Origin of the sequence: Streptomyces sp. NPDC050085, from assembly GCF_044460595.1 — a bacterium.
GTDB lineage: Bacteria > Actinomycetota > Actinomycetes > Streptomycetales > Streptomycetaceae > Streptomyces.
Genome location: NZ_JBITJZ010000010.1, coordinates 187,322 through 212,242, shown reverse-complemented (window position 1 = coordinate 212,242; position 24,921 = coordinate 187,322). Strand labels below are relative to the sequence as shown.

Genomic DNA, 24,921 nt, shown 5'->3' with positions numbered 1-24,921 from the left:
GTGTTCGGTCTCACACGCACGCGGTCCGAGTGATCGACGATGATGAGCGGATGCTCAGGTTCATGCCGGTCGGCGACTCGATGACCATCGGAAGCGCCGGTGAACACACCTGGCGCCACCGGTTCTGGCAGCACCTGCGCGCCACGGGCACCCCGGCGACCCTGGTCGGCCCGCGCACCGCCCTGCACGGCGACACCCACGACTACGCCGACCCCGGCTTCCCCCAGCACCACCTGGCCGGCTGGGGCGAGGGCTGGCTGCACATGGCCCCGGCGATCGCGGACGCGCTCACCGGGACCCGCGCCGACGTCCTGCTGATCTCCCTGGGCCTGATCGACCTCGGCTTCTACACGAACGCCGAGCAGACCGCGGACAACACGCGCCGCTTCGTCACCGCGGCCCGCACCGCGAACCCGGCCGTCCGCATGGTCGTGCTCCCCGTCATCCCGAACGTCAGGGCCGAGACCGACGCCCCCTTCGCCGCCCAGGTCGCCCACTTCAACACCCTGCTGGCGAAGGCCGTCGCAGACCTGGACGAACCCCGCTCACCGCTGCTGCTCGCGTCGGTCCCACCGTCGTACGACATCCACCGGGACACGTACGACGGTACGCATCCGAACGCGTCCGGCGAACACAAACTGGCCGCGGCGTTCGCGGACGCGCTGCACCAGGCGTGGAGGCTGGGCGGGCCCTATCGCGCGGCCCGCCCCTAGGGCGTGTCTTCAAACTCCCTCCCCCAGCCTTCGGCCGGGGGAGTGCCGGGTGCCGACCCTCGTACTGGATGTACTTGGGTCTGCGCCCGGTGCGGCGAGAGTGCGTGCCAGGCGTCGTGAGGCTGGGGGCACCTCCCAGCGTTAGCTGGGGGAGGGAGTTTGAAGACACGCCCTAGTAGTCCACCGTCCCGCACCAGGTCTCGGCCCACGCGGAGGGCCCGTACGTGTTGGCCGCGCGCACCGAGACGCAGATCTGGTCACCGGAGAACGGGCCGTTGATGACGTAGCTGAGGTTGCCGGTGGAGTACACGGTGTCGACGTTCTTCTTGCCGAACTGACTGCCCTTGTTGGTGTAGTGGATGTCGTAGCGCGTCGCCCGGGCCACCTTCGACCAGCTCACCTTGATCGGCATGTCGCACGCTCCGGCGCAGCCGTGCACGTAGTCGATCCGGTAGCTCGTCAGCGCGGCCGGCTTGGAGCCGGTCGACGAGCCGCCGGACGAGGACGACCCGCCACTGCTCGAACCGCCCGAGGAACTCGATCCGCCCGACGAACCTCCCGAGCCCGACGTCGAGCCGCCCGAGCTCGACGTCGAGCCGCCCGACGACGACGAGCCGCCCGAGCCGGAGGAACCGGTGGAGCCCGAGGACGTGCCGCCGATGTCGGCCGCACCGCCCCCGCCCGTCGCCGAACTCCCGCCGTCCGGCTGCTCCTTGGGCCGGTCGGCGCCGCCCTTGCCGTCGTCCTTCTTCTTCGGCTTGCCCGACGCCTTGCCTCCCTTGGAGGGCGAACTGCTGGGCGTATCGGGCGAGTTGCTGCCGTCGGGGGACGGGCTCACCGTGCTGGGCGCCTCGGCGTGCACGCCGTTGCCGCCGCTCCACGGCTGGAGCACGGCCACCGTGCCGCCGCCGACGCCGAGGACGACGACCACGGGCAGGGCTATGAGCGTGCGGCGCCTGCGCGGGCGGCGCTCCCGCTCCTCCGGCCTGGTGTCGCCCGCGCCCACGACGACGGGCGGCTGCTCGGGCTCGGCGGCCTGCGGGCGCAGCCCCACCGTCGACCGGTCCACGGGCTCCTCGCGCAGCGGCTGCACCTCGGCGTCGAGCAGCCGGGCGGCCTGCTGCGCGAGATGCGTGACCAGGTCGGCGGGCAGCCAGGCCTGACCAGCGGCCACGGGAACGACCCGCTCGGGGTCCGCGAGCAGCTCGTCCACGCCCGGACGCCGATCGGCGTCCTTGGTCAGGCACCGCTCGATGAGCGAGCGCAGCGCGGGATCGTCGATGCCCTCCAGGTCGGGCTCGTCCTGCACGATCTGGAACATGACGGCGTGCTGGTTGCTGGCCCCGTGCCCGAAGGGCAGCCGTCCCGTCGCCGCGTACGTGAGCACGCACCCGACGGTGAACACGTCGCTGCCGGGCCCCGCGCTCTGCCCGCGGATCTGCTCGGGCGACATGAAGCCGGGCGACCCGACGACCATCCCCGTACTCGTGAGCAGCGACTCGACGGAGGTCTCCAGGGCGCGCGCGATCCCGAAGTCGATGACCTTGGCCCCGTCCACGGTCAGCATCACGTTCGACGGCTTCAGGTCGCGGTGCACGATCCCCGCGTCATGGATGTCCTTGAGCGCGCGCAGCAGCCCGTCGGCGAGGGTGTGCACCGAATCGACGGGCAGCGGCCCGTGCCGCCGTACGACCTGCTCGAGCGAGAGCCCCGGCACGTAGCCGGTCGCCACCCACGGGGGATCGTCGTCGGCGCCGGAGTCGAGCACCGGAGCGGTGTACCGGTCGTCGACCCGGCTCGCCGCCTCGATCTCCCGCCGGAACCGCGCCCGGAACCGGGCGTCGGACACGTGCTCCTCGTGCACCACCTTCACGGCGACGGTGCGCCCGCTGTCCGACCGGGCGAGGAACACCCGCCCCATGCCACCGGCCCCGAGCCGCCCGAGCAGCAGATACGGCCCGATGCGGGCCGGGTCGAAGACGGTGAGCGGCTTGATGCCGCCGTCGACGTAGTCGTCCTCGCTCATGATGGTGTGGCTCCCCCGAACTCCGCCGCCTGGCAATCAACGCAACGCCGTTGAGAATAGAGGTTGTTGATGTTCCCGGTGCAGGCGAGGACGCGCCACGGAGCGGGTTCGGTTCTGATGAGACGTCAGCTCCCGTACGAAAGGGCCGAATCCGTCGTTCGGGGGATCTTGTGACAATCACGCGTGTATTGACCCGTCCGGGGCGCGGCCCGCTCCCACCATGGGCTCATGCCAGCCGACAAAGATCTGACAGCACCACCGCTCCGGGCGGCTCGCGCCCTCCTGGCCGGATCGGCCGCCCTCGCCCTCGCCGTCCTGCCCGCGACGTCCGCCGGCGCGGCCACGGGGGACGGCGAGTACGGCCACTGGGAAGTCACCGGCCGGGGCCAGGGGGTGGTGCACATGGACCAGGTGTCGGGCTTCCCCGAGGGGAGGTTCACCACGGACAGCACCTCGCACCCCGTCCAGTCCGGGAACTCCGCGTTCCTCGGCGCGAGCACGCCCGTGGGCGCCAAGTACGGCAGCTCCCAGGGCAAGCCGTACGTCAACCTGCGCACCGCCACGGGCGGCAGGACGTCGACCACGACCCTGAGCTACGCCCACTCGCCGGTCCCCGGCACCTGGGCCCTGACCCTGGGCGACGTGGACGCCGACCGCGTCCACGTCAGCGGCGTCGGCGCCGACGGCAGCCCGCTCACCGCCGCCCAGCTCGGCTTCAAGGGCGCCTTCAACTACTGCCAGAACTCCCCCAAGCCCTCCACCTGCGCCGGTTCCGGTCCCTTCACCGACATGCCCGTCTGGGACCCGGCCACCGCCACGCTGAGCGGCAACGGCCTGGACACCCTCGGCGCCTCCGGCTGGTTCGAGCCGACCGTGGAGATCCGCAGCATCACCCTGAGGTTCAGCGTCCAGACCGGCATCCCGATCTACCAGCTGTGGACGTCCACCCTGGACCAGAAGATCAGCGGCAAGGTCAGCTCGGACTGCGGCGTCCCCGTCGGTGACAAGGTCACGCTCCTGCACGACGGCAAGCAGGTGCTCGACGGCAGGGGCAACCCCGCGACCACCACGGTCGGCGCCGACGGCACGTACTCCTTCAAGGACGTGGCCCCCGGCACGTACGACGTGAAGGTCGGCCCCGCCGAGGGCTACACCCCCTCCGTGGTCACCAAGCCGGTCGACGCGACCGACGCCCAGGACAAGACCAACGTGAACGTCGCCCTGACCTGCACGGTCATCGAGGACCCGGTCCCCGAGGACGTCGACACCGGCGTGGACGAGCCCGTCGTCATCCCGGTCCCGCCGGGCCCCGGGCCCACCCAGGACAGCAGGCCCAGGACCATCCGCTGGCCCGAGCACGGCACGGTGACGGTCGTCCCCGGCAAGAACCAGCTGATCTACACGCCGGACGAGGGTTACGTCGGCCCTGACTCGTTCACCTACTCCAGCCTCAACAAGCGCGGCCAGACCGTCGTCAAGACGGTGGAGCTGCACATCAAGCGCTCGCTGGCCAACTCCGGCTCCCCCGGCACGTACGCGCTGGCCGGTTTCAGCGTGCTGCTGGTGGGCGCGGGCGTCTTCGCGATGCGCTTCGCGGGCGGGCGACGCCGCCGCTCCTGACCGCACCAACTCGCCTACCCTGCAGGGCTGTTCGCACCACGCGGACAGCCCTGCACCCGTCTGCGGGCGCCGGTCACTGCCACCGGCTGACCGCGAACCCGCTCCCCTCGCGCCGGATCTCCGCCGCCACGGGCCCGGGAAAGTGCGCCGGGATCACCAGCTCCCGCTCGTCGGCCGCCCGCCGCAGCACCCGCACCCGGCTGGCCGCGGACTCCGCCCGGTCCACGCACATCGCGCTGCTGCACGTGGGCGCCGCGAACTGGGCCGGGCTGTGCAGCAGGTCCCCGACGAAGACGGCCCGGTCGGCGCCGGAGGCGAGCCGCAGGACCGAGGAGCCCGGGGTGTGTCCTGGCGCCGGCTCCAGCACGAGACCCTCGTCGATGCGGTACGCGTCGCCCTCCCAGAGCACAGCCTGCCCGGCCTCGACGACGGGCGCGATGCTGTCGGCGAAGAGGAAGCGGTGGTTGTCGTGCGGGGTACGGGCGGCGCCATCGGGCCCGTAGTAGTCGTGGTCGGCGCGCGGTACGAGATAGGTGGCGTTCGGAAAGGTGGGCACCCAACTCCCGTCCTGTGCGCGGGTGTTCCACCCCACGTGATCCCCGTGCACATGCGTGTTGACGACGACGTCGACGTCCTCGGGCCGCACCCCGGCCCGCGCGAGCCGTTGCGGGAAGTCCGTGTCGAGGCCCGAGAAGTGCGGGGTGCCGGGGCGCTCGCGCCCGTTGCCGACGCCCGGGTCGACGACGATCGTGCGGCCCCCGACGCGCAGCACCCACGCCTGTACGGCGGCCAGCACCTGCCCGCTGTCGGGGTCCTGGAAGTCGGGCGCGAGCCACTCCTCGTGGGCCCGCCAGGCGTCGTCGATGCCGGGGAACAGCTCCCCGGGCTGCCCGAAGGGCCCGCGAACCTCCTCGACCTTGAGGATCTCGATGTCACCCAGGGTGATACGTGCGAAGTCGGTGTCCATGACGACCACGGTAGGAAGGAGCGGTCGAGCGTCTCAATGCTCACTCGGCTCGGTGCGATACGCGATCGGCTCACGGGCGGCGCCGTCGTCGGCCTACTCTTCCCTCATGGACGTGGTCAGCGATGCGATAGCCGCCGTACGGACGGGCAGCCCTTCCGCCAATCGCCTGCAAGTGAACGGGAGTTGGTGCGTCCGCCTGGCCCCGTACGAGGGTGCGGGCTTCCACGTCGCCCTGACCGGCACGTGCTGGCTGCTGCCCGACGGCGGGCCGCCGCTCACCCTGCGCCGCGGCGACGCGGTCCTGCTGCCGCACGGCGCGGGCCACGTCCTGGCCGACTCCCCCGCCGCCCCGGCCGCACTCGCCCGCGCGGTCCCCTTCGAGCAACTCCCCGCGCTTCCCCCGGCATCGGGGCCCGGCACCGTGGAGCTGCTGTGCGGCAAGTACCGCCTCGACCGCAGCCACACGCACCCGCTGCTCACCGAGCTGCCCGACGTGATCCACCTGCCGTACGACGACGAGCGCCACCCCGAACTCCGGTCGGCCATCGGCCTGTTGAGCCAGGAGGCCGCCACCGCGCGCCCCGGCTCCTGCGCGGCCGTGCCGAGCCTGCTCGACCTGCTGCTCGTCTACATGATCCGGGCCTGGACGACCGGCCCGGCGGGCCGCACCACCGCCCGCTGGCCGGCCGCGCTCGCCGATCCGGTGGTGACCGAGGCCCTGCGCCTGCTGCACAGCGACCCCGCGCACCCCTGGACCGCCGACCGCCTCGCGACCCGTACGGGCGTCTCCCGCGCCACCCTCAACCGCCGCTTCACCGCCCTGGTGGGACGCGCCCCGATGACGTACCTGACGTGGTGGCGGATGACCCGCGCGGCGACCCTGCTGCGCACGGCGACCACGCCGCTGGACGGCGTGGCCCGCGAGGTCGGCTACGGCTCGCCGTACGCCCTGTCGCACGCGTTCCGCCGGGAGTTCGGGGTGACGCCCGGGCGGTACCGCGTACGGCACGCGGCGGCGCGCGCCGGTCACACCCTCAACTCCCTTGCCTAGAGCGCACTCCAGCACATTGGCTAGGGACTCATGAAGTACACGCAGCTCGGACGCACAGGACTCAAGGTCAGCCGGCTCGTCCTCGGCACCATGAACTTCGGTCCGCAGACCGACGAAGCCGACAGTCACGCCCTCATGGACGCGGCGCTGGCCGGCGGAATCAACTACTTCGACACCGCCAACGTGTACGGCCGGGGCGAGGCCTCATCCATTAACCGCAGGGGCCGTACCGAGGAGATCATCGGCAACTGGTTCGCCCAGGGCGGCGACCGGCGCGACAAGACGGTGCTCGCCACCAAGGTGTACGGGAACATGACGGCCGGCGATGACGTCTGGCCCAACCACGACCGGCTCAGCGCGCTCAACATCCGCCGCGCCGTCGAGGCCAGCCTCAAGCGCCTGCAGACCGACTACATCGACATCTACCAGTTCCACCACATCGACCGCCGCACCCCCTTCGAGGAGATCTGGCAGGCGATCGACGTCCTGATCCAGCAGGGCAAGATCCTCTACGCCGGTTCCTCGAACTTCTCCGGCTACAAGATCGCCCAGGCCAACGAGACCGCGGCCCGCCTCGGCCACGTCGGCCTCGTCAGCGAGCAGTGCCTGTACAACCTGGCCGAGCGCCGCGCCGAGATGGAGGTCATCCCGGCCGCGCAGGACTACGGCCTCGGCGTCATCCCGTGGTCCCCGCTGCACGGCGGCCTGCTCGGCGGCGTGCTCAAGAAGGAGTCCGAGGGCAAGCGCCGCAAGGACGGCCGCAGCGCGAGCGCCCTGGAGAACACCGAGGTGCGCGAGCAGGTCCAGCGGTACGAGGACCTGCTCGACAAGCACGGCATCGAGCCCGGCGAGGCGGCCCTGGCGTGGCTGCTGACCCGGCCGGGGATCACGGGCCCGATCGTCGGCCCGCGCACCCGGGAGCAGCTGGACTCGGCGCTGCGCGCCCTCGAGCTCGAACTGAGCGAGGAGCTGCTGACCGGCCTCGACGAGATCTTCCCGGGCCCTGGCCCGTCCCCGGAGGCCTTCGCCTGGTAGTCACGCGGGTACCGGGAGCGGCGGCCGCCGGGCAGGAGTCACTGGCCGACGGCCGCCGCCACTGCCACCACGACGAACATCAGCACCAGCACACCGGCCATGATCCGGTTACGCGTTTTCGGGTCCACGCCTTCGAGACTAACGCGTGGCCGTCAGCGGCCACCCCTCGACCTTCTCGTACCGCGGCCGCTCTCCCGGAACCCCGGAGTCCGGCAGATTGCTGCGTACGAGGGCCAGCTCGCCCACGGTCCAGGCGGTGCCCGCGAAGCTGTCGAGCGCCTCGACGTACGGCCCGAAGTCGACGTCGTCGCCCCGGCTGCGCGCCAGCGTCAGGTGCGGCCGGTAGCGGCGGTGCTCCCCGGGCAGCCCGGCCCTGCGGCCCGCCGCCTCGGCCCGCTCGGCGAGCCGCCGCATCGCCGCCACGTCACCGTCGCCCCCCGCCCACAGAGCCCGGCCTCCGAAGTGCCCGCCGCCGCGCAGCGCGAGCTCGAACTCCTGCGTGTGCCCGGCCGCCCGCGCGAGCCGCTCCGCCAGCTCCGGCACGATCGCCTCCGGCACGTCCCCGTAGAAGGCGAGGGTGAGGTGCCAGCCGTCGCGGCCGGTCCAGCGCAGCCCCTCCCGGGCGGTCAACCGGTCGACGGCGCGGCCGAGTTCGGCGAGAACGGGGGCGGGCGGAAGCACGGCGGCGAAGAGTCTCATGGGGCCAGTTTCCCGGGAACGTCGTCGGCGGCGGGCCGGTGGGGGCTGGTCGCGCAGTTCCGCGAGAAGCCCCACCGGCCGTCAGGCCACCGCGGCCAGTTCCCGCGGAGCCCGCGGCACGAACTGCAGGTGCCGCTCGCCGCGCCGCAGATCCACCTTGAGCCGCAGGTTCGCCGCGCGGGCCAGCATCAGGCCGACGCCGACCGCGGCGGCGGCGCAGATCAGGCCGCCGAGCATGAAGCTGACGCGGACCCCGTACTGGTCGGCGAGCCAGCCGAAGAGCGGTCCGCCCAGCGGGGTGCCGCCGGTGAACACCATCATGAACAGGGACATGACGCGGCCGCGCATCTCGGGGTCCGTGCCCATCTGGACCGTGGAGTTGGCCGTCACGTTGACCGTGAGGCCGAGGATGCCGAGCAGCACGATCAGCGGCGCGAACGCCCACACGCCCGGGGCCCACGCGGCCAGGACCTCCAGCGTGCCGAAGCCGATCGCGGCGCCGACCAGGACCCTGAGGCGGGTCGAACGGCGCCGGGCCGCGAGCAGCGCACCGGCCAGGGAGCCGAGCGCCATCAGCGTGTTGAAGACGCCATACATGCCGACGCCGCCGTGGAAGACGTCGTCGGCGTACGCGCTCAGCCAGATCGGGAAGTTGAACCCGAAGGTGCCCACGAAGCCGACGAGCACGATCGGCCAGATCAGCTCGGGGTGCCGGGACACGTACCGCAGACCGTCCTTCAACTGGCCCTTGCCGCGCGGCGCGAGCTTCGTCTTGTGCAGCTCGGCGGTGCGCATCAGCGTCAGGCAGGTGAGCGGCGCGAGGAAGGACAGACCGTTGGCGAGGAACGCCCAGCCTGGGCCGACGGCGGCGGTCAGCGCGGAGGCGACGGCCGGGCCGATGAGGCGCGCGGACTGGAAGTTCGCGGAGTTCAGCGAGACGGCGTTGCGGACCTGGTCCGGGCCGACCATCTCGGAGACGAAGGACTGCCGCGTCGGGTTGTCGACGACCGTGACGAGACCCGTGAAGAAGGCGGCGACGTAGACGTGCCAGACCTGCACGTGACCGCTGAGCGTGAGTGCGGCCAGGAACAGACCCGACAGGCTCATCGCGCCCTGGGTGCAGAAGAGCAGGCTCCGCTTGGCGAACCGGTCGGCGATCACGCCGCCGTAGAGGCCGAAGAGCAGCATCGGCAGGAACTGCATCGCCGTGGTGATGCCGACGGCGGCGGAGGATCCGGTGATGGAGAGCACCAGCCAGTCCTGGGTGATGCGGGCCATCCAGGTGCCGGTGTTGGAGATGACGGCCCCGGTCGCGAACAGGCGGTAGTTCCGCACCTTCAGGCTCGCGAACATCGAGGGCTTGCGCCCTGCGCCGGGGGAAGTAGGGGTAGGTGCGGGGGCGGAGTCTGCTCCGGATCCCGTACTCAAAGTGGGTTCGCCTCCTCGGCGGTCGTCGTTCCCCCGAAGGGGCTCAGAGGTGGGCGAGCTTCTCGAGGACGGGTGCGGCCGCGCGCAGCTTGGCCCACTCGTCCTCGTCCAGACCGTCGGCCAGGGTGGCCAGCCACGCGTTCCGCTTGCGGCGGGACTCCAGGAGCATGGCCTCGGCCTGCTCGGTGGACGTGACGACCTTCTGACGGCGGTCCTCGGGGTGAGGCTCCAGCCTGACCAGTCCCTTGGCCTCCAGGAGTGCGACGATGCGGGTCATCGACGGCGGCTGCACGTGCTCCTTGCGGGCCAGTTCACCCGGGGTCGCGGTGCCGCATCGTACGAGGGTGCCGAGCACCGACATCTCGGTCGGGCTCAGCGATTCGTCGACCCGCTGGTGCTTGAGTCGACGCGACAGGCGCATCACTGCGGAGCGCAGGGAGTTCACGGCGGCGGCGTCGTCGCCATGGGAAAGGTCCGGCATGTTCGTTAGCGTAACTCATTACTATGCCTAACGACCACCGGAAATCCGCTCCAGGCCCGTGATCCACGCCACCGCACCCGCCCCACCGGCCCCTCCGCAGAAACCTCACGTCACCCATATGAGTGAGCCGAATCCGGAAAGTGACGCACGCGCACACGCCGCCCCGCGACCCTGTTCCGCATGGGATCGACAGTGCTCAGCCTGCGGATAGACGGTGAGCTGCTCGACCGGCTCAAGGGGCATGCCGCGAAAAGAGGAATGAGCGTCCAGGACTATGTGGTCCGGACGCTCATTCGGGACGACTTCGACGAACGCTTCAAGACGGCCGTCGAGGAGACGGAGAAGTTCTACGGGGCCGCCTGAGGGTCGCCTCAGGTCTCACCTCACGTGAGGCCGAGTGCGGGCATCAGGTAGTAGAAGGCGAAGACGGCCGACACGGCGTACATCGCGACCGGCACCTCCTTGGCCCGGCCGGCCGCGACGCGCAGCACGGTGAAGGCGATGAAGCCCATGCCGATGCCGTTCGTGATCGAGTACGTGAACGGCATCATCAGCATCGTCACGAACGCCGGGATGGCGATCGTCCAGTCGTCCCAGTCGATGGCGCGGATGCCGCCCGACAGGATCAGGAAGCCGACCGCGAGCAGGGCCGGGGTGGCCGCCTGGGACGGGACCATCGTGGCGATCGGCGTGAGGAACAGCGCGACCGCGAAGAGGCCACCGGTGACGACGTTCGCGAAGCCGGTGCGGGCACCCTCGCCGACACCGGCCGTGGACTCCACGAAGCAGGTGGTGGCGGAGGACGACGAGGCACCACCGGCGGCGACGGCGATGCCGTCGATGAACAGGACCTTGTTCATGCCGGGCATCTGACCCTTGTCATCGGTCAGATGCGCCTCGTCGCTGATGCCCATGATCGTGCCCATGGCGTCGAAGAAGCACGACAGCAGCACGGTGAAGACGAAGAGGACGCCGGTCAGGACGCCGACCTTCGAGAAGCCGCCGAACAGGCTGACATCGCCGACCAGGCCGAAGTCCGGCGTGGAGACGGGGTTGCCGGGCCACTTCGGGATGGTCAGCCCCCAGTTCGCGGCCGGCACCTTGGCGACGGCGTCGATGATCATCGCGACGACCGTCATGGCGACGATGGAGATCAGGATCGCGCCGGGCACCTTGCGCACCATCAGCGCCAGGGTCAGCAGCACGCCGAGCACGAAGACGAGCACGGGCCAGCCGTTGAGGTGGCCGTCGGCGCCGAGCTGCAGCGGCACGGTGGTGTGCGCGGCGTCGGGGATGCGCGAGACGAAACCGGAGTCGACGAGACCGATCAGCATGATGAACAGGCCGATGCCGATCGCGATGCCCTTGCGCAGGCTCAGCGGCACGGCGTTCATCACGCGCTCCCGCAGACCGGTGGCGACCAGCAGCATCACGACGAAGCCCGCGAGGACGACCATGCCCATCGCGTCCGGCCACGACATGCGCGGCGCGAGCTGCAGGGCGACGACGGTGTTCACGCCGAGGCCCGCGGCGAGCGCGATCGGCACGTTGCCGATGACACCCATCAGGAGCGTGGTGAACGCGGCGGTCAGCGCGGTCGCGGTGACCAGCTGACCGTTGTCGAGCTGGTGCCCGTACATGTCCTTCGCGCTGCCGAGAATGATCGGGTTCAGCACGATGATGTAGGCCATCGCGAAGAACGTGGCGAATCCGCCGCGGACCTCACGGGCGACGGTCGAGCCGCGCTCGGAGATCTTGAAGTACCGGTCGAAGCCGTTCTTCGGGGCCGATGGCGGCTGCGCGTTGACATCGACCGGGGCGGTGGCCGAAGTGGACATGGGTGACCTCAGCGGTATTCAGCAGTGATTCTGCGGGCGGGAAGTTCAGGAGCATGCGGCGGGACAGCATGATCGGGAGGTGATCAAGACCTGATCGAGTCTGGTCCGTACGCGATCACCAACAGGTTTCCCCGATGTTTCCGTTGGCATTTCGTACGAACAGAAGTGGCCAGACTCAGGCTGTTTCAGTATGAACATCTGAGGTCGAAATCGCTATCTCCGCGCGTAGACCCGTGCGGCACAGGGCCTGTGACACAGCTGATGGCGGCCTCGTAAGCTGTGCACATGGCTGTGTTTTCTTCGGGATCCGCGAAGCACGAGGCACCGGAACCCCTGGAGGGGCCCGTCGTCGCCACCATCACCGGCGGCACGATCCTCTGGTTCGTCCTCTTCCTCGTACAGCTGCCGTTCTACGGCTGGTTCGACGACCACGGACACACGTGGTGGATCTGGACGTGTCTGGCCGGAGCCGGGCTCGGCCTGATCGGCATCTGGTACGTGCGGGGGCGCGACGCGGCGATCAAGCGAGCGGCGGCTACGACCGAGGGTGCATAAGGGGTAGTCCCCGGTCCTCCCCAGGTCGGATCTTTCGCCCGCCCGACGGGTGAACGCCCCAAATCGCCCGTACTGTCGTTCCCATGACCCACATCGACGCGGGCGCGGAACTGGATCCTGTCCACCCGGTTCCCGTGCCGGACCGGGCCACGGGGCTGACCGGTGCCGAGGTCGCGGAGCGGGTGGCCCGGGGCGAGGTCAACGACGTCCCCGTGCGCAGCTCCCGTTCCCTGCGGGAGATCGTCCACGCGAACGTCTTCACCCGGTTCAACGCGATCATCGGCGTGCTCTGGCTGATCATGCTGTTCGTCGCGCCGATCCAGGACAGCCTCTTCGGCTTCGTGATCCTCGCCAACACCGGCATCGGCATCGTCCAGGAGTGGCGGGCCAAGCAGACCCTCGACTCGCTCGCGGTGATCGGCGAGGCCAAGCCCACGGTGCGGCGCGACGGGGTCGCGACCGAGGTCTCCACCTCCGAGATCGTGCTCGGGGACCTGATCGAGATCGGGCCCGGCGACAAGATCGTCGTGGACGGCACGTGCGCCGAGGCCGACGGCCTGGAGATCGACGAGTCGCTGCTGACGGGTGAGGCCGACCCGGTCGTCAAGCACCCCGGCGACGAGGTCATGTCGGGGTCGTTCGTGGTCGCGGGCGGCGGCGCGTTCACCGCGACGAAGGTGGGGCGCGAGGCGTACGCGGCCCAACTCGCCGAGGAGGCGAGCCGGTTCACCCTCGTCCACTCCGAGCTGCGCTCCGGCATCTCCACGATCCTCAAGTACGTGCAGTGGATGATGATCCCGACCGCGATCGGCCTGGTCATCAGCCAACTCGTGGTCAAGAAGCACAACTTCAAGGACTCCATCGCGCGCACGGTGGGCGGCATCGTGCCCATGGTCCCCGAAGGGCTCGTCCTGCTCACCTCCGTCGCCTTCGCCATCGGCGTCATCCGGCTCGGCCGCAAGCAGTGCCTGGTGCAGGAGCTCCCGGCGATCGAGGGCCTCGCCCGCATCGACACGGTCTGCCTCGACAAGACGGGCACGCTCACCGAGGGCGGCATGGACGTCGCCGACCTGCGCCCCCTTGGCGACTCGGACGAGGCGTACGTACGCAAGGTGCTCGGCGCGCTGGGCGAGTCCGACCCGCGGCCGAACGCCTCGCTCCAGGCGATCATCGACGCCTACCCGGACAGCGAGGACTGGCGCTGCACGCAGGCCCTTCCCTTCTCCTCCGCCCGCAAGTACAGCGGCGCCGCGTTCAGCGAGGGCGACGGGACCAGCAGCGCATGGCTGCTCGGGGCCCCTGACGTGCTGCTGCCCGCAGGTGACCCGGCCCTCGCCGAGATCGACGCGCTGAACGAGCAGGGCCTGCGCGTGCTGCTGCTCGCCCGGGTGACGAAGGACCTGGAGGACCCGGGCGTCAAGACGGACGCCGAGCCGGCCGCCCTCGTCGTACTGGAGCAGCGGCTGCGCCCCGACGCCGCCGACACCCTGCGGTACTTCTCCGAGCAGGACGTCAAGGCCAAGGTCATCTCCGGGGACAACGCGGTGTCGGTCGGCGCGGTCGCCGCCAAGCTCGGCCTGGCCGGCGCGGAGAACACCGTCGACGCCCGCACCCTGCCCAAGGACCGGGCGGAGATGGCCGACGCGCTCGACGAGGGCACGGTCTTCGGCCGCGTGACGCCGCAGCAGAAGCGCGACATGGTCGGCGCCCTCCAGTCGCACGGGCACACGGTCGCGATGACCGGCGACGGCGTGAACGACGTACTGGCCCTGAAGGACGCCGACATCGGGGTGTCGATGGGGTCGGGCTCGGAGGCGACACGGGCGGTCGCCCAGATCGTCCTGCTCAACAACTCCTTCGCGACGCTGCCTTCGGTCGTCGCCGAGGGGCGCCGCGTCATCGGCAACATCACGCGCGTGGCGACCCTGTTCCTGGTGAAGACCGTCTACTCGGTGCTGCTCGCGCTGCTCGTGGTCTGCTTCCAGGTCGAATACCCGTTCCTGCCACGGCACTTGACCCTGCTGTCGACCCTGACGATCGGCATCCCGGCGTTCTTCCTGGCCCTCGCCCCGAACAAGGAGCGGGCGAAGCCGCACTTCGTGAGGCGCGTGATGCGGTACGCGATTCCGGGCGGCGCGGTGGCCGGACTCGCCACCTTCGTGATGTACATGATCGCCCGGCACTTCTACACGGGCTCGGGCTCGCTCGACGCGGAGACGAGCTCGGCGACGCTGACGCTGTTCCTGATCTCGATGTGGGTGCTCGCCATCATCGCCCGCCCGTACACGTGGTGGCGGATCTGCCTGGTCCTGGCGATGGCCTTCGCGTTCCTGCTGGTCCTGGTCGTGCCGTGGCTGCAGGACTTCTTCGCGCTGAAGCTGGTGGGCACCGCGATGCCGTGGACCGCGGTGGGTGTGGCGGTGGTGGCGGCGGCCGTCCTCGAACTCACGTGGAAGTGGGTCGACCGCCGCTTCCCCGCCTAGGAGAAGGCCCCGGCGAAGGGCCTGGCGAGTAGGGACGTCACTCGGTGAAGACCTTCACCGAGTCGGCGCTCCCGCCGTTTCGGTTGACGCCGATGAAGAAGTCGCCCCCGATGTGGGTGATGTCTTCGATCTCGTCGGCCAGGTCGTTCCCCGGAATTCCGATGTCGCTCTCCACGTCACCTCCGGACCAGTTGTACTGGTACACCCAGTTCCACCCGGTGGTGGGCGTTGACTTGTTGATGGACTTGGTGTTCCAGATGTAGTTCTCGGAGCAGTCGGTGCCCTGGTCGGAACGATTGTCGTGACTCGTCAGGCTGGTCTCCACCCGCGTCCATCCGCTCGTCAGCGAACCGGCACCGGGATGGGTCCACAGGCTGCCCGCGCGGCGAGCGGCGTATTTGCCGGCCCCGCCGGCCGCCGTCGCGCTGTAGCAGAGGCCGCTGATATCGCCGGTGGGCAGATGGACCACCTCGCTCGCGCCAACGGCTCCCGACGAGTTCAGGTGAATGACCGTCACATCGTCGCTCGGGTACTCCGATTGACTTCCCTGAGTGGCGATCAGGGCGGCGCCCTGGCCCTGGTAGTTCGGGTGGTAGGCGAGGTCGTTGCCGTGGCCGAGTGCGGGGATGGAGGTCGGCGCCCCGGCACAGGTCCAGCTGGCCCCGTCCCAGGTCGAGCCGTCGCGCAACCATCGGGACAGGACCGGCTCCGCCCCGCCCGCCTTGGTGAAGATGATGTAGAGCTGGCCGCCCGCCCCCGCGACCATGCCCTGCATGACGGTGCGGCCTGCCTTGCATGCACTGCTGTCAGGGATGTTCAGCCGTTCCGCCCCGCTCCTGTCCGTAGCGGCGTGGGCGGACGTTGTCGAAGCAAGGGCGATTCCGGTCACGGCTGCCACTACGGACGCGAATCTCAGCAGTTTCTTCATTCGGTGCCTCCCCGTTGCGGACAAGGGGAGGAGGCTAGCATTTGACGTGTATCTCGCATCCGATTGGCATCAACTCGCTTCCAAATCAATGCCTGTGACAGTCAGTCAGCACCTCAGAGCCAGCCCTTCTTGCGGACGAAGCCGAAGGTGGCGAGCGCGGTGAGCGCCACCGTGCCGATCAGGATCGGCAGGGCGTAGAAGTTGTCGAAGCCGTATTCGTCGAGGTGGACGAAGTTGGCTCCGGGGATGGCCGCGAAGGTCGACGGGATGACGAACATGAGCGTCATCGCGGTCAGCCTGCGGTTCTCGACCGTGGACGTCACCTGCTCCTCGGTCAGCGCGTTGAGCTTGTCCATGTCCCGGTTGAAGTCCCGCAGTTCGTCGCGGATCTCGGTGAGCAGGGCAATGGCCTCGGGGGTCTCGGCGGCGCCGTTCAGCGCCCGGTCGAGCGTGCGGGGGTCGATGTTCGTGGTCATGGTGATGCTCCGTTTTCTGTACGTCGCTGTACGTAACCGCATGCCGTCGTACGGGAGTTGGCGCGGGCCGCGCCGCGGCACGGGGACATGGCGATGGGACGCGTACCGGTGAGTTCAGGGGTACGCGACAGGGGGGTTACCAGGGGCGACGCGACGGCGTACGGCTAAGCGCTCGGAACCGGGTTCAGGTTCAGGTTCAGGTTCAGAGCGTGCCGGAGGTCGAGGCGACGCGGTGCTGCGGGGAAGGGCAACTCGGACTGTGGTCCATGGCGGTTCGCCTCCTCTCGGTCGGTCGTGCGGTGTGCGGATCGCGGTGTGCGGATCGCACGTCCCACGCTAACAGCGACCTTGGACCCGCAGAGGGGCAGAAAGCCCCCGGCCGCCCGGGACCAAGGTCCTGAGCGGCCGGGGGTGCGTGCGGTCAGTCGAACCAGCGGTCGCGGGCCAACTCCGCGGTGCGCGACGGGTCTTCGAGCAGCGCCGCCACTTCGAAGCGGCGCGGCCACTGCCCTGCCGCCCAGGCGAGGCCCGCGGCGACGCCCTCCAGGGTCGCGGCGTGCACGGTGCCGTCGGGGGTGCGCCGCCAGTCGAGTTCGGTGCCGGAGACGAACAGTTCCTCGTGTTCGACGTACGTCGCCGGGGTCGCGGCCCCGAGGAGCGTGCGCACGGAGTCGGGCACGGGGTGCTCGGCGCCCTCCTCGGTGACCTCCGCGTCCACGGCCTCGCTGAGGCGGCGCACCTGGAAGAGCTCGGCGAGCTGCGCGGCCCGGGCCGGGGCGACGGGCAGCAGCGCACGTCCGGCGGCGAGCGGGATGAGGTCGGGCGCGTCGGCGACCAGCGCGTCGGCGGCATCGACCACGACCACGTCCCCGTCGCGCACGGCCCGCAACTCGTCGGGCAGCGTGACCTGTTCGGGGTCGAGGTCGGCCAACATGCCGTAAATGGCGTGGAGTTGAGCGGCATCGACCGGGCGGTCCGGGTCGGCGAGGCGGTCCAGGAGCTCGGCGGCGCCGCCCGGCTCGTCGAGCAGTGCGGCGACCGAGGTGCGGACCCCGAGGGCGCGCAGCACCTGCTCGTCGTCGAACCCGGAGGCGTCCACGGCCTCGTACAGGCCGGTCAGCAGCGGGTCACCGCTCTCGGCGCGCAGCCCTGCGGGGCGGCGGCCGTCGAGGACCGGGTTCCCGCGCAGCCACCACGCGGTGTACGAGCGGACCAGCTCGTGCGTGCCGTCGGGCAGCAGGATGCGGACGGGCTGGGTGAGCGCGTCGCGCAGCGGCGGCCGCGAGAGCAGGGCGAGCGCCTGCGGCCAGCGGTCCTCGTCGACCAGGTCGAGATCCCGGACGGCGACGAGCTCGGTGACGACGGGCGGCACGGGGGTGTCGGGCAGCCGGTCGAGGACGTCCTCGCACCACACGTCGACGGCGTCGAGCAGCCCCGGGTCGTCGGGCTCGGGGAAGTCGCTGTCGCGCGGGTCGAGTTCGTCGGGGTCGAGGACGACGTCGGTGGCGCGGACGAGGGCGAAGGTGGCGAGGACCCCGCAGGCCGCAAGGGGCTGCTCGCCCCAGCGCTCGGCCAACTCCTCGTCCACGTACGGGAGTTCACCCTCGCGCGCGACGGAGGCGATGGCGCTGCCGGGCAGGACGAGTTCGGCGGCGGGGGCGAGTTCGCCCTCGTCGTCGAGGAGGGCGAGGGCGCCGAGCCACGGCTCGTCGCCGGGGTCGAGGTGGGCGTCGCGCACGAGCGTGAGCACGAGGTCGGTCAACTCGTCGGTGCTCAGGGTGCCTTCGTCGTCCCAGGAGGGTTCGTCGTCGAGGGACGCGGCGACCGCGGCCCGCACCTGGGGCGTCGTCAGGATCGCGCGGGCCGTGGCGGGCAGCGCGCCCAGCTTCTCCAGGAGGGGGTGCGCGGCGTCGGCGTGGGCGACCTTGAGGCCGAGCCTGGCCAGGGCCTCGCCGGGTACGGCCGACGCCTCGGCGGTGGGCAGCAGCACCTGGCGCGGCCCGATCGTGGTGCGGCCCCCGGCGAGCGGCACGGGAAGCCCGCTGAGCCGGTCGGGGTCGACGCCGGCCAGGGAGTCGTAGAGCCGCCGCCACCAGCCCGGCTCCTTCTCGAGCCCGGCGAGCCGGTCGATCGCCTCGGTCAGCGGAAGCCGGGCGACGCCCAACGTCCGCAGTTCCACCCGGCGTTCGAGCCCGGCGGGCAGCAGGCTGGGCAGGACGTCGGCGAGGACGCGCACGGTGTCGGCACCGGCACCCTCGACGACCTCGGCGTCCCGCGGCTTGAGCGCGACGGGCCGGTCGTCGTCCTCGCCGTCGGGCGCGAGAGCGGGCGGCAGGAAGGCGACCCGTGGCAGCCGCTCCAGGATCGCCGCCCGCAGCGCCCCGTCGAGCTCGCTCTTGCCGAGCGGCCCCGGCACCAGGTCAAGGATCGCGGGGCCCACCGGCCGCCAGTCGCCGAGGAGTTCGGCGTAGGCGTCGGCGGCGCGCTGCACGAGGTGATCGGTGAGCGGCCCGGGCGCGACGTGCCGCCGCGCGGTGTCCAGCGGGAACGAGGCGATGAGCAGCGCGGGCACGCCGAGGGCCTCGTCGCTGGGCGTCGGCGCGTACAGGACGGGCTCGCTGCGCGGCGGCTGCGGGGCCCCGTTCCCGTCGGCGGGCACGGCCCAGGTGACGGACCAGTGGGGGCGCAGGCGCTCCTCGACGGGCCGGTCGGCGAGCAGCTCGGCGTCGAGGCCACCGGAGCGGGTGACGGTGCGCCAGCGCAGCTCTGCGGGCTCGCGGGCGTCGTCGCTGATGACGGTGTACGGGTCCTCGTCCGACGCGGCGCGCCGGCGCAGCGTGCGCGTACCGGCGTCGGTGGTCACCGTGACCTCGGCGAGGCCGGGCAGGGCGAGCAGCAGCGTGTCGTCGACGGCGTCGAGCAGCCGGGCGGCGAGCGCCTGTGCCGCCGGGTCCCGCAGCGGCAGGATCACGACGGTGTCGTAGCCGTCGGGGGCCGACCCCTCGGCCGCGAACGGCAGCCGCAGCAGCGGCACATGGCCGTCCCGGCGGCGCAGTTCGTCCCCGAGGGCCGGGCTGTGCCGGGCCGTGTCGGCGGCCTCGACGCGCGCCTCGCGCAGCGACCACCGCACGCCTCCGGTACGCCCCACGACGGCGGGCTCGTCGCTCACGGCGAGCACGGCGGCGAACCCGACGCCGAACCGCCCCACGGCCGACTCGGTGTCCTCCCGCTTCGCCGAAGCGCGCAGCGTGGACAGCGACTCGACCCCGGCGGCGTCCAGCGGGGCCCCGGTGTTCGCGGCGGCCAGCACGCCGTCGCGCAGGGTCAGCGCGAGGCGCCCCTCGGCTCCGGCGCGGCCCGCGGCATCGGCGGCGTTCTGGGCGAGCTCCACGACGAGCCGGTCCCGGTACCCGCCGAGCGCCAGATCCTCCTCGGCGTTCGCGTCCTCCCGGAACCGGGCCCCACTGGCGGCCCACGCGTCCAGCACCCCGCGCCGCAGTCTGGCGGTACCGAACGGGTCGATGCCCTCCGGCGCCGGACGCGCGATCTTGCTGACGCTCACGGGTGTCTCCTCTGGGGCCGGTGAATCGATCGGGCCGAACGGTATCGCGGCTACCCAGGCTGCCTCGGATCGTGCGTCCCCGAGTGCGGGTGGTGCGTGGCTGGTCGCGCAGTTCCCCGCGCCCCTGAAGGGGCGCGGAGCAACCACGACGGCGCAGCAGTCGCTACGAAACAGAAGCCCCTACGGCGCGAAGGCGCCTAAGAGTGGCCGAGGTCCTCGACGCCCTCGGGGACAGCCCCGACAGACCCCGCGTCCGCGGCAGGCCGCAGCGGAAGCTCGTCCACGATCGTCTCGTCGATCACCGGCCCCGCGGGACGCACCGGCTTCGGCATGACCGCGGCCTCCGAATGCCCCCCGCACCCGTACGCGAGAGAGACGACGCGCCCGTCCGCCGGCGAGAACTCATTGGCACAGACGCCGAACGCCTGCCCGAGCGAGCCCCCGATCGGCGAGAGGAACCCGCACGAGACGCACGTCGCCGGCGCGGCCTGCGCCATCGGGGTCTTCGCGCCGAAGGACTCCTCCCAGCGGTCGGCCGCGACATGCAGCCCGTAGCGGGACAGAACGCGCGCCCGGCGCAGCCCCAGCTCCTCCGCGACCGCCGCGATCGAGCCACGGGTCGGGACGACCGGCAGGTCGGAGACGGGGCCCGCGATCACCTCGGCGTCCTCGGTGTCCGCGATGTACTCGGCCTCGACCAGCTCGGCCATCTCCTCGGACACCGGGGAGTTCGGCGGCGGCGCGTCCTCGCCGGTGAAACCGGGCTCCAGACGCAGATCGTCGGCCTCGGTGGGGAGCAGGTCGCCAGGACCGAGGTCCCCGGGACGAAGCCGCTCGCTCCACGGCACCCATTCGGGGGCGAGCAGGGCGTCGGGCCCGGGCAGCAGCACCGTCTCGTCGAGCGTGACGAACTTCGCACGCGAGGCCCGGGCGACGGTCACCGCCCAGCGCCAGCCGCGGTAGCCGAACTCCTTGCACTCGAAGAGGTGCGTGACGACCCGGTCGCCCTCGACGACCGTCTCGACGTGCTCGCCGACCACGCCGGGCGCGGCGGCCTCCTCGGCGGCCGTGCGGGCGAGATCGACCGCCTCGGCGCACAGGCGGTCAGGGGTGCGGCTTCGCGTTGTCGCTGCGCTCACAGGTATCGCTTCTCTCCTACGCCGTCTCACGAGTGCGCCGTCCTGTGTGCGGGAGCGCGGACGGAGCGGACCGGAGGGCCGCGTCGACGTCCGCGCCCGACGTTCCGGGCGCACCTACGCCACCCATTCTGCGGGATGGCCAAGAGGCGCGCGGCCGAGAACAACCGCCGCGGGCGCGCTACGCACGCTACCTCCTCCTGCGCCCTGCGCCCACACCGACGTACGAGCGGCACTCGACCCGAAACCCGACCCGCGTGCCCATATCGGCACTAGTACGCCCGTTCAAGGGGCACTATGACTGGGTGGCTACCGCAAGGTCGTCGTCCCGTCCGTCGTCGCGCACGACGGGTGCGACGGCGTACGGACACGGCGGCTCGGGCCCGGTGCGCGGGGCCGTCCGCGCGATCGGGCGCGCCCTCCACCTGCCGTTCACCGGCACCGCGCGCGGCATCCGCAAGGCGACGCACGCGCACGGGGCGGGCGAGTCGGGCCTCGGAAAACTGATCGAACTGCACGCGGTGAACGGCGCGGGCGACGTCATGATCACGGTCGCGCTCGCCTCGACGGTCTTCTTCTCGGTCCCCACGGACGAGGCACGCGGCCGCGTCGCGCTCTACCTCGCCATCACCATGGCGCCCTTCACGCTCCTCGCGCCGGTCATCGGCCCGCTCCTGGACCGGCTGCCGCACGGGCGGCGGGCCGCGATGGCCGGTGCCATGTTCGCGCGGGCGCTGCTCGCCCTGGTCCTGTCGGGCGCGGTGGTCACCGGCGGCATCGAGCTGTACCCGGCCGCGCTCGGCGTCCTCGTCTCGTCCAAGGCGTACGGGGTCGTGCGCTCGGCGGTGGTGCCACGGCTGCTGCCGCCCCGCTTCTCCCTGGTCAAGGCCAATTCCCGGGTCACGCTCGGCGGGCTGCTCGCCACCGGGATCGCCGCTCCCATCGGGGCGGGGCTGCAGATGCTCGGGCCGCGCTGGCCCCTGTACGGCGCCTTCGTGATCTTCATGACCGGGATGTTCCTGTCCTTCTCGCTGCCGCCCAAGGTCGACTCGTCCAAGGGCGAGAGCAAGGCGCTGCTCGCCGCCGACGAGGACCATCTGCGCGGGCCCGGCAAGCGGCAGCGCCGCCCCGGCCTGCGCACGGTGGGCACCTCCGTCACGCACGCCCTCGCCGCGAACGCCGCGCTGCGCTGTCTGTCCGGGTTCCTGATCTTCTTCCTGGCGTTCCTGCTGCGCGAGCATCCGCTGACCGGACAGAGCGCGGCCATGTCGCTCGGCCTGGTGGGCGTCTCGGCGGGCGCGGGGAACGCGCTGGGCACGGCCGTCGGGGCATGGCTCAAATCGCGCGGCCCGGAGATCATCATCGTAACGGTCGTCGCGGTGGTGCTCGGCGCGGCGATCGTCTCCGCGGTCTTCTTCGGGGCGTTCATGACGGCGTGCCTCGCGGCGGTCGCCGGGTTCGCCCAGGCCCTGGCGAAGCTGTCCCTGGACGCGACGATCCAGCGGGACGTGCCCGAAGGCGTCCGCACCTCCGCGTTCGCACGCTCGGAGACGTTGTTGCAGGTGGCGTGGGTGATCGGGGGTGCGATCGGGATCGCGCTCCCGTTGAACGGGGCCCTCGGCCTGTCGGTCGCTGCGGCCATCGTGGCGGTGGGCTGGCTGTCGACGGTGCGGGGTCTTCTTTCGGCGGCCCGCCACGGCGGGCCGGCGCGGGCCCGGGTGACCTAGGGCGTGTCTCTCAGATCCCTCCTGCCCCGGCCACAACGAAAGCCGCACTCGGCAACGAACCGCACAGGGCGCACGGCACGCCGTACCCGCCTAGCAGACGCAGCGGACCCGCCAGATAGCCTTCCGCCATGACCTCCCAGCGTTTCGTTGTGCGCCACAGGCGCACCGTGGCCGCCGTCGGTGCCGTAGGCGCCGGACTGCTCGTCCTCTCCGCCTGCGACAAGCCGACCCCGCTGGCCACCGTCACGGTGGGCCGCAACACGGTGAACTCCGAGGCCTCCTGCTACAAGGACGGCAAGGCGCTCGAGCCGACGTCGCTCGAGGGCTGCCTCAAGGACAAGGACATCAAGTCCATCAAGATCGACCCCGATGAGACGGTCCGCTTTGGTGTCGACCCGGACATCGCGGACAAGGGCTGGACGATCCTGATGAACGGTCAGCCGCTCACGGACGCCAGCAAGAAGACGTACCGCACGGTCCCGGGCAGCGTGTTCTTCAACCAGCAGTACGGCGCCACCGGCACCGCCACCACCGTGACGATCCTGGAGGGCAGCGACTCCAAGGCGTACGGCCTGTGGTCGTTCAAGCTCAAGAAGGACTCCTGACCACGGACACCGCACGCGTCCTCGTCGCCACCGCCGTCCCGGCCGAACGGGACGCGGTGGCGCGCGGCCTGCACGACCACCCGGCGGGCGACACCGGCACGATCGATGTCATCGCCGTAGGGGTGGGTCCGGCCGCCGCGGCAGCCGGCACCGCCACCGCGCTCACCACCGCCGCGCTGTCCGGCCGCCGGTACACGCTCGTCGTCTCGGCCGGCATCGGCGGCGCCTTCGCCGCCCCGCCCGGCGCGATCCTGGTCGCCGACGCGATCACCGCGGCCGACCTCGGCGCCGAGACCCCCGAGGGTTTCCTCCCGGTCACCGAACTCGGCTTCGGCACCGTCACCCACCGTCCGCCGGCGTCCCTCGTACGAGACCTCGCCGCGGCCACCCGTGCCACCGTCGGCACCGTGCTCACCGTCTCCACGGTGACGGGCACGGCGGCCCGCGCCGCGCTCCTCAGGGACCGTCATCCCACTGCCGTCGCCGAGGCGATGGAGGGGTTCGGGGTCGCCGAGGCCGCCGCCGCGCACGGCGTCCCCGTGGCCGAGATACGCACCGTCTCCAACGCCGTCGGGCCCCGAGACCGCGCCGCCTGGCGCATCGGTGACGCGCTGGCCGCGCTCACCGACGCGTTCGGGAAGTCGGCGCCCGTACTGGAGAGTTGGAACCAGACATGACGCAATCCACGGCATCCACGGCACCCGGGACCCCCGCGGCACCCACGCGCATCGCGTACTCGCCCTGCCCGAACGACACCTTCGTCTTCGACGCCTGGGCCCACGGCCGCGTCCCCGGCGCCCCCGCGCTCGACGTGACCTTCGCCGACATCGACATCACCAACGGCGTCGCCGAGCGCCGCGACCCCGCGTACGACGTCCTGAAGGTGTCGTACGCGGTCCTGCCGTACGTCCTCGACGACTACGCGCTGCTGCCGTGCGGCGGCGCGCTCGGCCGCGGCTGCGGGCCGCTCGTCCTCACCCGCGAGCCGGACGTGGACCTCAGCGACAAGCGGGTCGCCGTGCCGAGCGAGACCTCGACCGCGTATCTGCTGTTCCGGCTGTGGGCCGCCGACGTCGTGCCCGGGGGCGGGGTCGGCGAGATCGTCGTCATGCCGTTCCACGAGATCATGCCCGCCGTGCGCGACGGGAAGATCGACGCCGGGCTCGTCATCCACGAGGCCCGCTTCACGTACCAGAACTACGGCCTGCACAAGCTCGCCGACATGGGCGAGCACTGGGAGGCCACGACGGGCCTGCCGATCCCGCTGGGCGCGATCATCGCGCGGCGTTCGCTGGGCGCCGAGACGCTGCGCTCGTACGCGGACGCGGTCCGCACCTCGGTCCGGATGGCCTGGGACGACCCCGAGGCGTCGCGGCCGTACGTCATGGAGCACGCCCAGGAGATGGACCCGGCGGTCGCCGACCAGCACATCGGGCTGTACGTGAACGAGTTCACCGCGGATCTCGGCGAGGACGGCTACGCGGCGATCCGGGGGCTGCTGACCCGGGCCGCTGTGGAGGGCCTGGTTCCGGCGCTCGCCCCGGACGCGCTCGCGTTCCCCTGACCCGATCCGACTCGACCCGATCGAGAA

The 24,921-nt window shown here is 71.4% G+C and carries 21 protein-coding genes; 11 read left to right on the top strand and 10 right to left on the bottom strand.

Going from position 1 to position 24,921, the window contains the following annotated elements:
* Positions 1-50 precede the first annotated feature (50 nt).
* On the top strand, positions 51-713 hold the full coding sequence (locus tag ACIBUY_RS31680; protein ID WP_399154429.1) for an SGNH/GDSL hydrolase family protein: 663 nt from the start codon (positions 51-53) through the stop codon (positions 711-713).
* Between the two features lie 172 nt (positions 714-885).
* On the opposite strand, the gene ACIBUY_RS31675 is transcribed toward ACIBUY_RS31680, so the two are convergent.
* Complete coding sequence (locus ACIBUY_RS31675; protein ID WP_365579699.1) at positions 886-2,739, bottom strand: serine/threonine-protein kinase; 1,854 nt, start codon at positions 2,737-2,739, stop codon at positions 886-888.
* 228 nt (positions 2,740-2,967) lie between these two features.
* Here ACIBUY_RS31675 and ACIBUY_RS31670 point away from each other — a divergent pair, with 228 nt between their 5' ends.
* On the top strand, positions 2,968-4,359 hold the full coding sequence (locus ACIBUY_RS31670; RefSeq protein WP_399154418.1) for an Ig-like domain-containing protein: 1,392 nt from the start codon (positions 2,968-2,970) through the stop codon (positions 4,357-4,359).
* A gap of 73 nt (positions 4,360-4,432) precedes the next feature.
* Here ACIBUY_RS31670 and ACIBUY_RS31665 read toward each other — a convergent pair whose 3' ends face one another.
* Positions 4,433-5,326, bottom strand: a complete 894-nt coding sequence (locus ACIBUY_RS31665; protein ID WP_399154417.1) for an MBL fold metallo-hydrolase — start codon at positions 5,324-5,326, stop codon at positions 4,433-4,435.
* Positions 5,327-5,432: 106 nt separating this feature from the next.
* On the opposite strand from ACIBUY_RS31665, the gene ACIBUY_RS31660 reads away from it, so the two are divergent.
* Both ACIBUY_RS31660 and ACIBUY_RS31655 read left to right on the top strand, forming a co-directional pair.
* On the top strand, positions 5,433-6,377 hold the full coding sequence (locus ACIBUY_RS31660; protein ID WP_365579687.1) for an AraC family transcriptional regulator: 945 nt from the start codon (positions 5,433-5,435) through the stop codon (positions 6,375-6,377).
* A gap of 30 nt (positions 6,378-6,407) precedes the next feature.
* On the top strand, positions 6,408-7,412 hold the full coding sequence (locus ACIBUY_RS31655) for an aldo/keto reductase (protein ID WP_365579685.1): 1,005 nt from the start codon (positions 6,408-6,410) through the stop codon (positions 7,410-7,412).
* A 138-nt stretch (positions 7,413-7,550) separates the two neighbouring features.
* Here the strand turns inward: ACIBUY_RS31655 and thpR are convergent, their stop codons facing one another.
* The 3 genes from thpR to ACIBUY_RS31640 all read right to left on the bottom strand — a co-directional run bounded on the left by thpR (position 7,551) and on the right by ACIBUY_RS31640 (position 10,020).
* Positions 7,551-8,111 (bottom strand): RNA 2',3'-cyclic phosphodiesterase, encoded by a 561-nt coding sequence (gene thpR, locus ACIBUY_RS31650; protein WP_399154416.1) that lies wholly within the window; start codon positions 8,109-8,111, stop codon positions 7,551-7,553.
* Between the two features lie 81 nt (positions 8,112-8,192).
* Positions 8,193-9,539 (bottom strand): MFS transporter, encoded by a 1,347-nt coding sequence (locus tag ACIBUY_RS31645; RefSeq protein WP_365579679.1) that lies wholly within the window; start codon positions 9,537-9,539, stop codon positions 8,193-8,195.
* Positions 9,540-9,582: 43 nt separating this feature from the next.
* Complete coding sequence (locus ACIBUY_RS31640; RefSeq protein WP_365579677.1) at positions 9,583-10,020, bottom strand: MarR family transcriptional regulator; 438 nt, start codon at positions 10,018-10,020, stop codon at positions 9,583-9,585.
* A 180-nt stretch (positions 10,021-10,200) separates the two neighbouring features.
* Here ACIBUY_RS31640 and ACIBUY_RS31635 point away from each other — a divergent pair, with 180 nt between their 5' ends.
* Complete coding sequence (locus ACIBUY_RS31635; RefSeq protein WP_365579675.1) at positions 10,201-10,383, top strand: ribbon-helix-helix protein, CopG family; 183 nt, start codon at positions 10,201-10,203, stop codon at positions 10,381-10,383.
* 20 nt (positions 10,384-10,403) lie between these two features.
* On the opposite strand, the gene ACIBUY_RS31630 is transcribed toward ACIBUY_RS31635, so the two are convergent.
* Positions 10,404-11,858 carry an NCS2 family permease gene (locus tag ACIBUY_RS31630; protein ID WP_365579673.1) on the bottom strand — a complete coding sequence of 485 codons (1,455 nt, stop codon included), beginning with the start codon at positions 11,856-11,858 and terminating at the stop codon, positions 10,404-10,406.
* 285 nt (positions 11,859-12,143) lie between these two features.
* On the opposite strand from ACIBUY_RS31630, the gene ACIBUY_RS31625 reads away from it, so the two are divergent.
* A complete protein-coding gene (locus ACIBUY_RS31625; protein ID WP_399154415.1) occupies positions 12,144-12,413 on the top strand; it encodes a DUF2530 domain-containing protein in 270 nt (89 codons plus the stop codon).
* Positions 12,414-12,496: 83 nt separating this feature from the next.
* On the top strand, positions 12,497-14,896 hold the full coding sequence (locus ACIBUY_RS31620; RefSeq protein WP_399154414.1) for an HAD-IC family P-type ATPase: 2,400 nt from the start codon (positions 12,497-12,499) through the stop codon (positions 14,894-14,896).
* Positions 14,897-14,933: 37 nt separating this feature from the next.
* On the opposite strand, the gene ACIBUY_RS31615 is transcribed toward ACIBUY_RS31620, so the two are convergent.
* The 4 genes from ACIBUY_RS31615 to ACIBUY_RS31600 form a co-directional block, all read right to left on the bottom strand.
* Entirely contained in the window at positions 14,934-15,824 is an 891-nt protein-coding gene (locus ACIBUY_RS31615) for a hypothetical protein (protein WP_399154413.1), read from the bottom strand.
* Positions 15,825-15,937: 113 nt separating this feature from the next.
* Positions 15,938-16,300, bottom strand: coding sequence for a hypothetical protein (locus ACIBUY_RS31610; protein ID WP_399154412.1), 363 nt, complete (start codon positions 16,298-16,300; stop codon positions 15,938-15,940).
* A gap of 421 nt (positions 16,301-16,721) precedes the next feature.
* A complete protein-coding gene (locus ACIBUY_RS31605; protein ID WP_399154411.1) occupies positions 16,722-19,862 on the bottom strand; it encodes a sacsin N-terminal ATP-binding-like domain-containing protein in 3,141 nt (1,046 codons plus the stop codon).
* A gap of 197 nt (positions 19,863-20,059) precedes the next feature.
* Positions 20,060-21,001 (bottom strand): DUF3027 domain-containing protein, encoded by a 942-nt coding sequence (locus ACIBUY_RS31600; RefSeq protein ID WP_399154410.1) that lies wholly within the window; start codon positions 20,999-21,001, stop codon positions 20,060-20,062.
* A 383-nt stretch (positions 21,002-21,384) separates the two neighbouring features.
* Here ACIBUY_RS31600 and ACIBUY_RS31595 point away from each other — a divergent pair, with 383 nt between their 5' ends.
* From ACIBUY_RS31595 to ACIBUY_RS31580, 4 genes are all read left to right on the top strand, one after another.
* Entirely contained in the window at positions 21,385-22,725 is a 1,341-nt protein-coding gene (locus ACIBUY_RS31595; RefSeq protein WP_365579702.1) for an MFS transporter, read from the top strand.
* A gap of 128 nt (positions 22,726-22,853) precedes the next feature.
* Positions 22,854-23,330, top strand: a complete 477-nt coding sequence (locus ACIBUY_RS31590; RefSeq protein ID WP_365579660.1) for a DUF2771 domain-containing protein — start codon at positions 22,854-22,856, stop codon at positions 23,328-23,330.
* Entirely contained in the window at positions 23,300-24,007 is a 708-nt protein-coding gene (locus ACIBUY_RS31585) for a futalosine hydrolase (protein ID WP_365579658.1), read from the top strand. The genes ACIBUY_RS31590 and ACIBUY_RS31585 overlap by 31 nt, the downstream gene beginning before the upstream one ends.
* Positions 24,004-24,894: a 1,4-dihydroxy-6-naphthoate synthase gene (locus ACIBUY_RS31580; RefSeq protein WP_399154409.1), complete on the top strand. Its 891-nt coding sequence runs from the start codon at positions 24,004-24,006 to the stop codon at positions 24,892-24,894. Before ACIBUY_RS31585 ends, ACIBUY_RS31580 begins: the two co-directional genes overlap by 4 nt.
* The last annotated feature ends 27 nt before the right edge of the window (positions 24,895-24,921 follow it).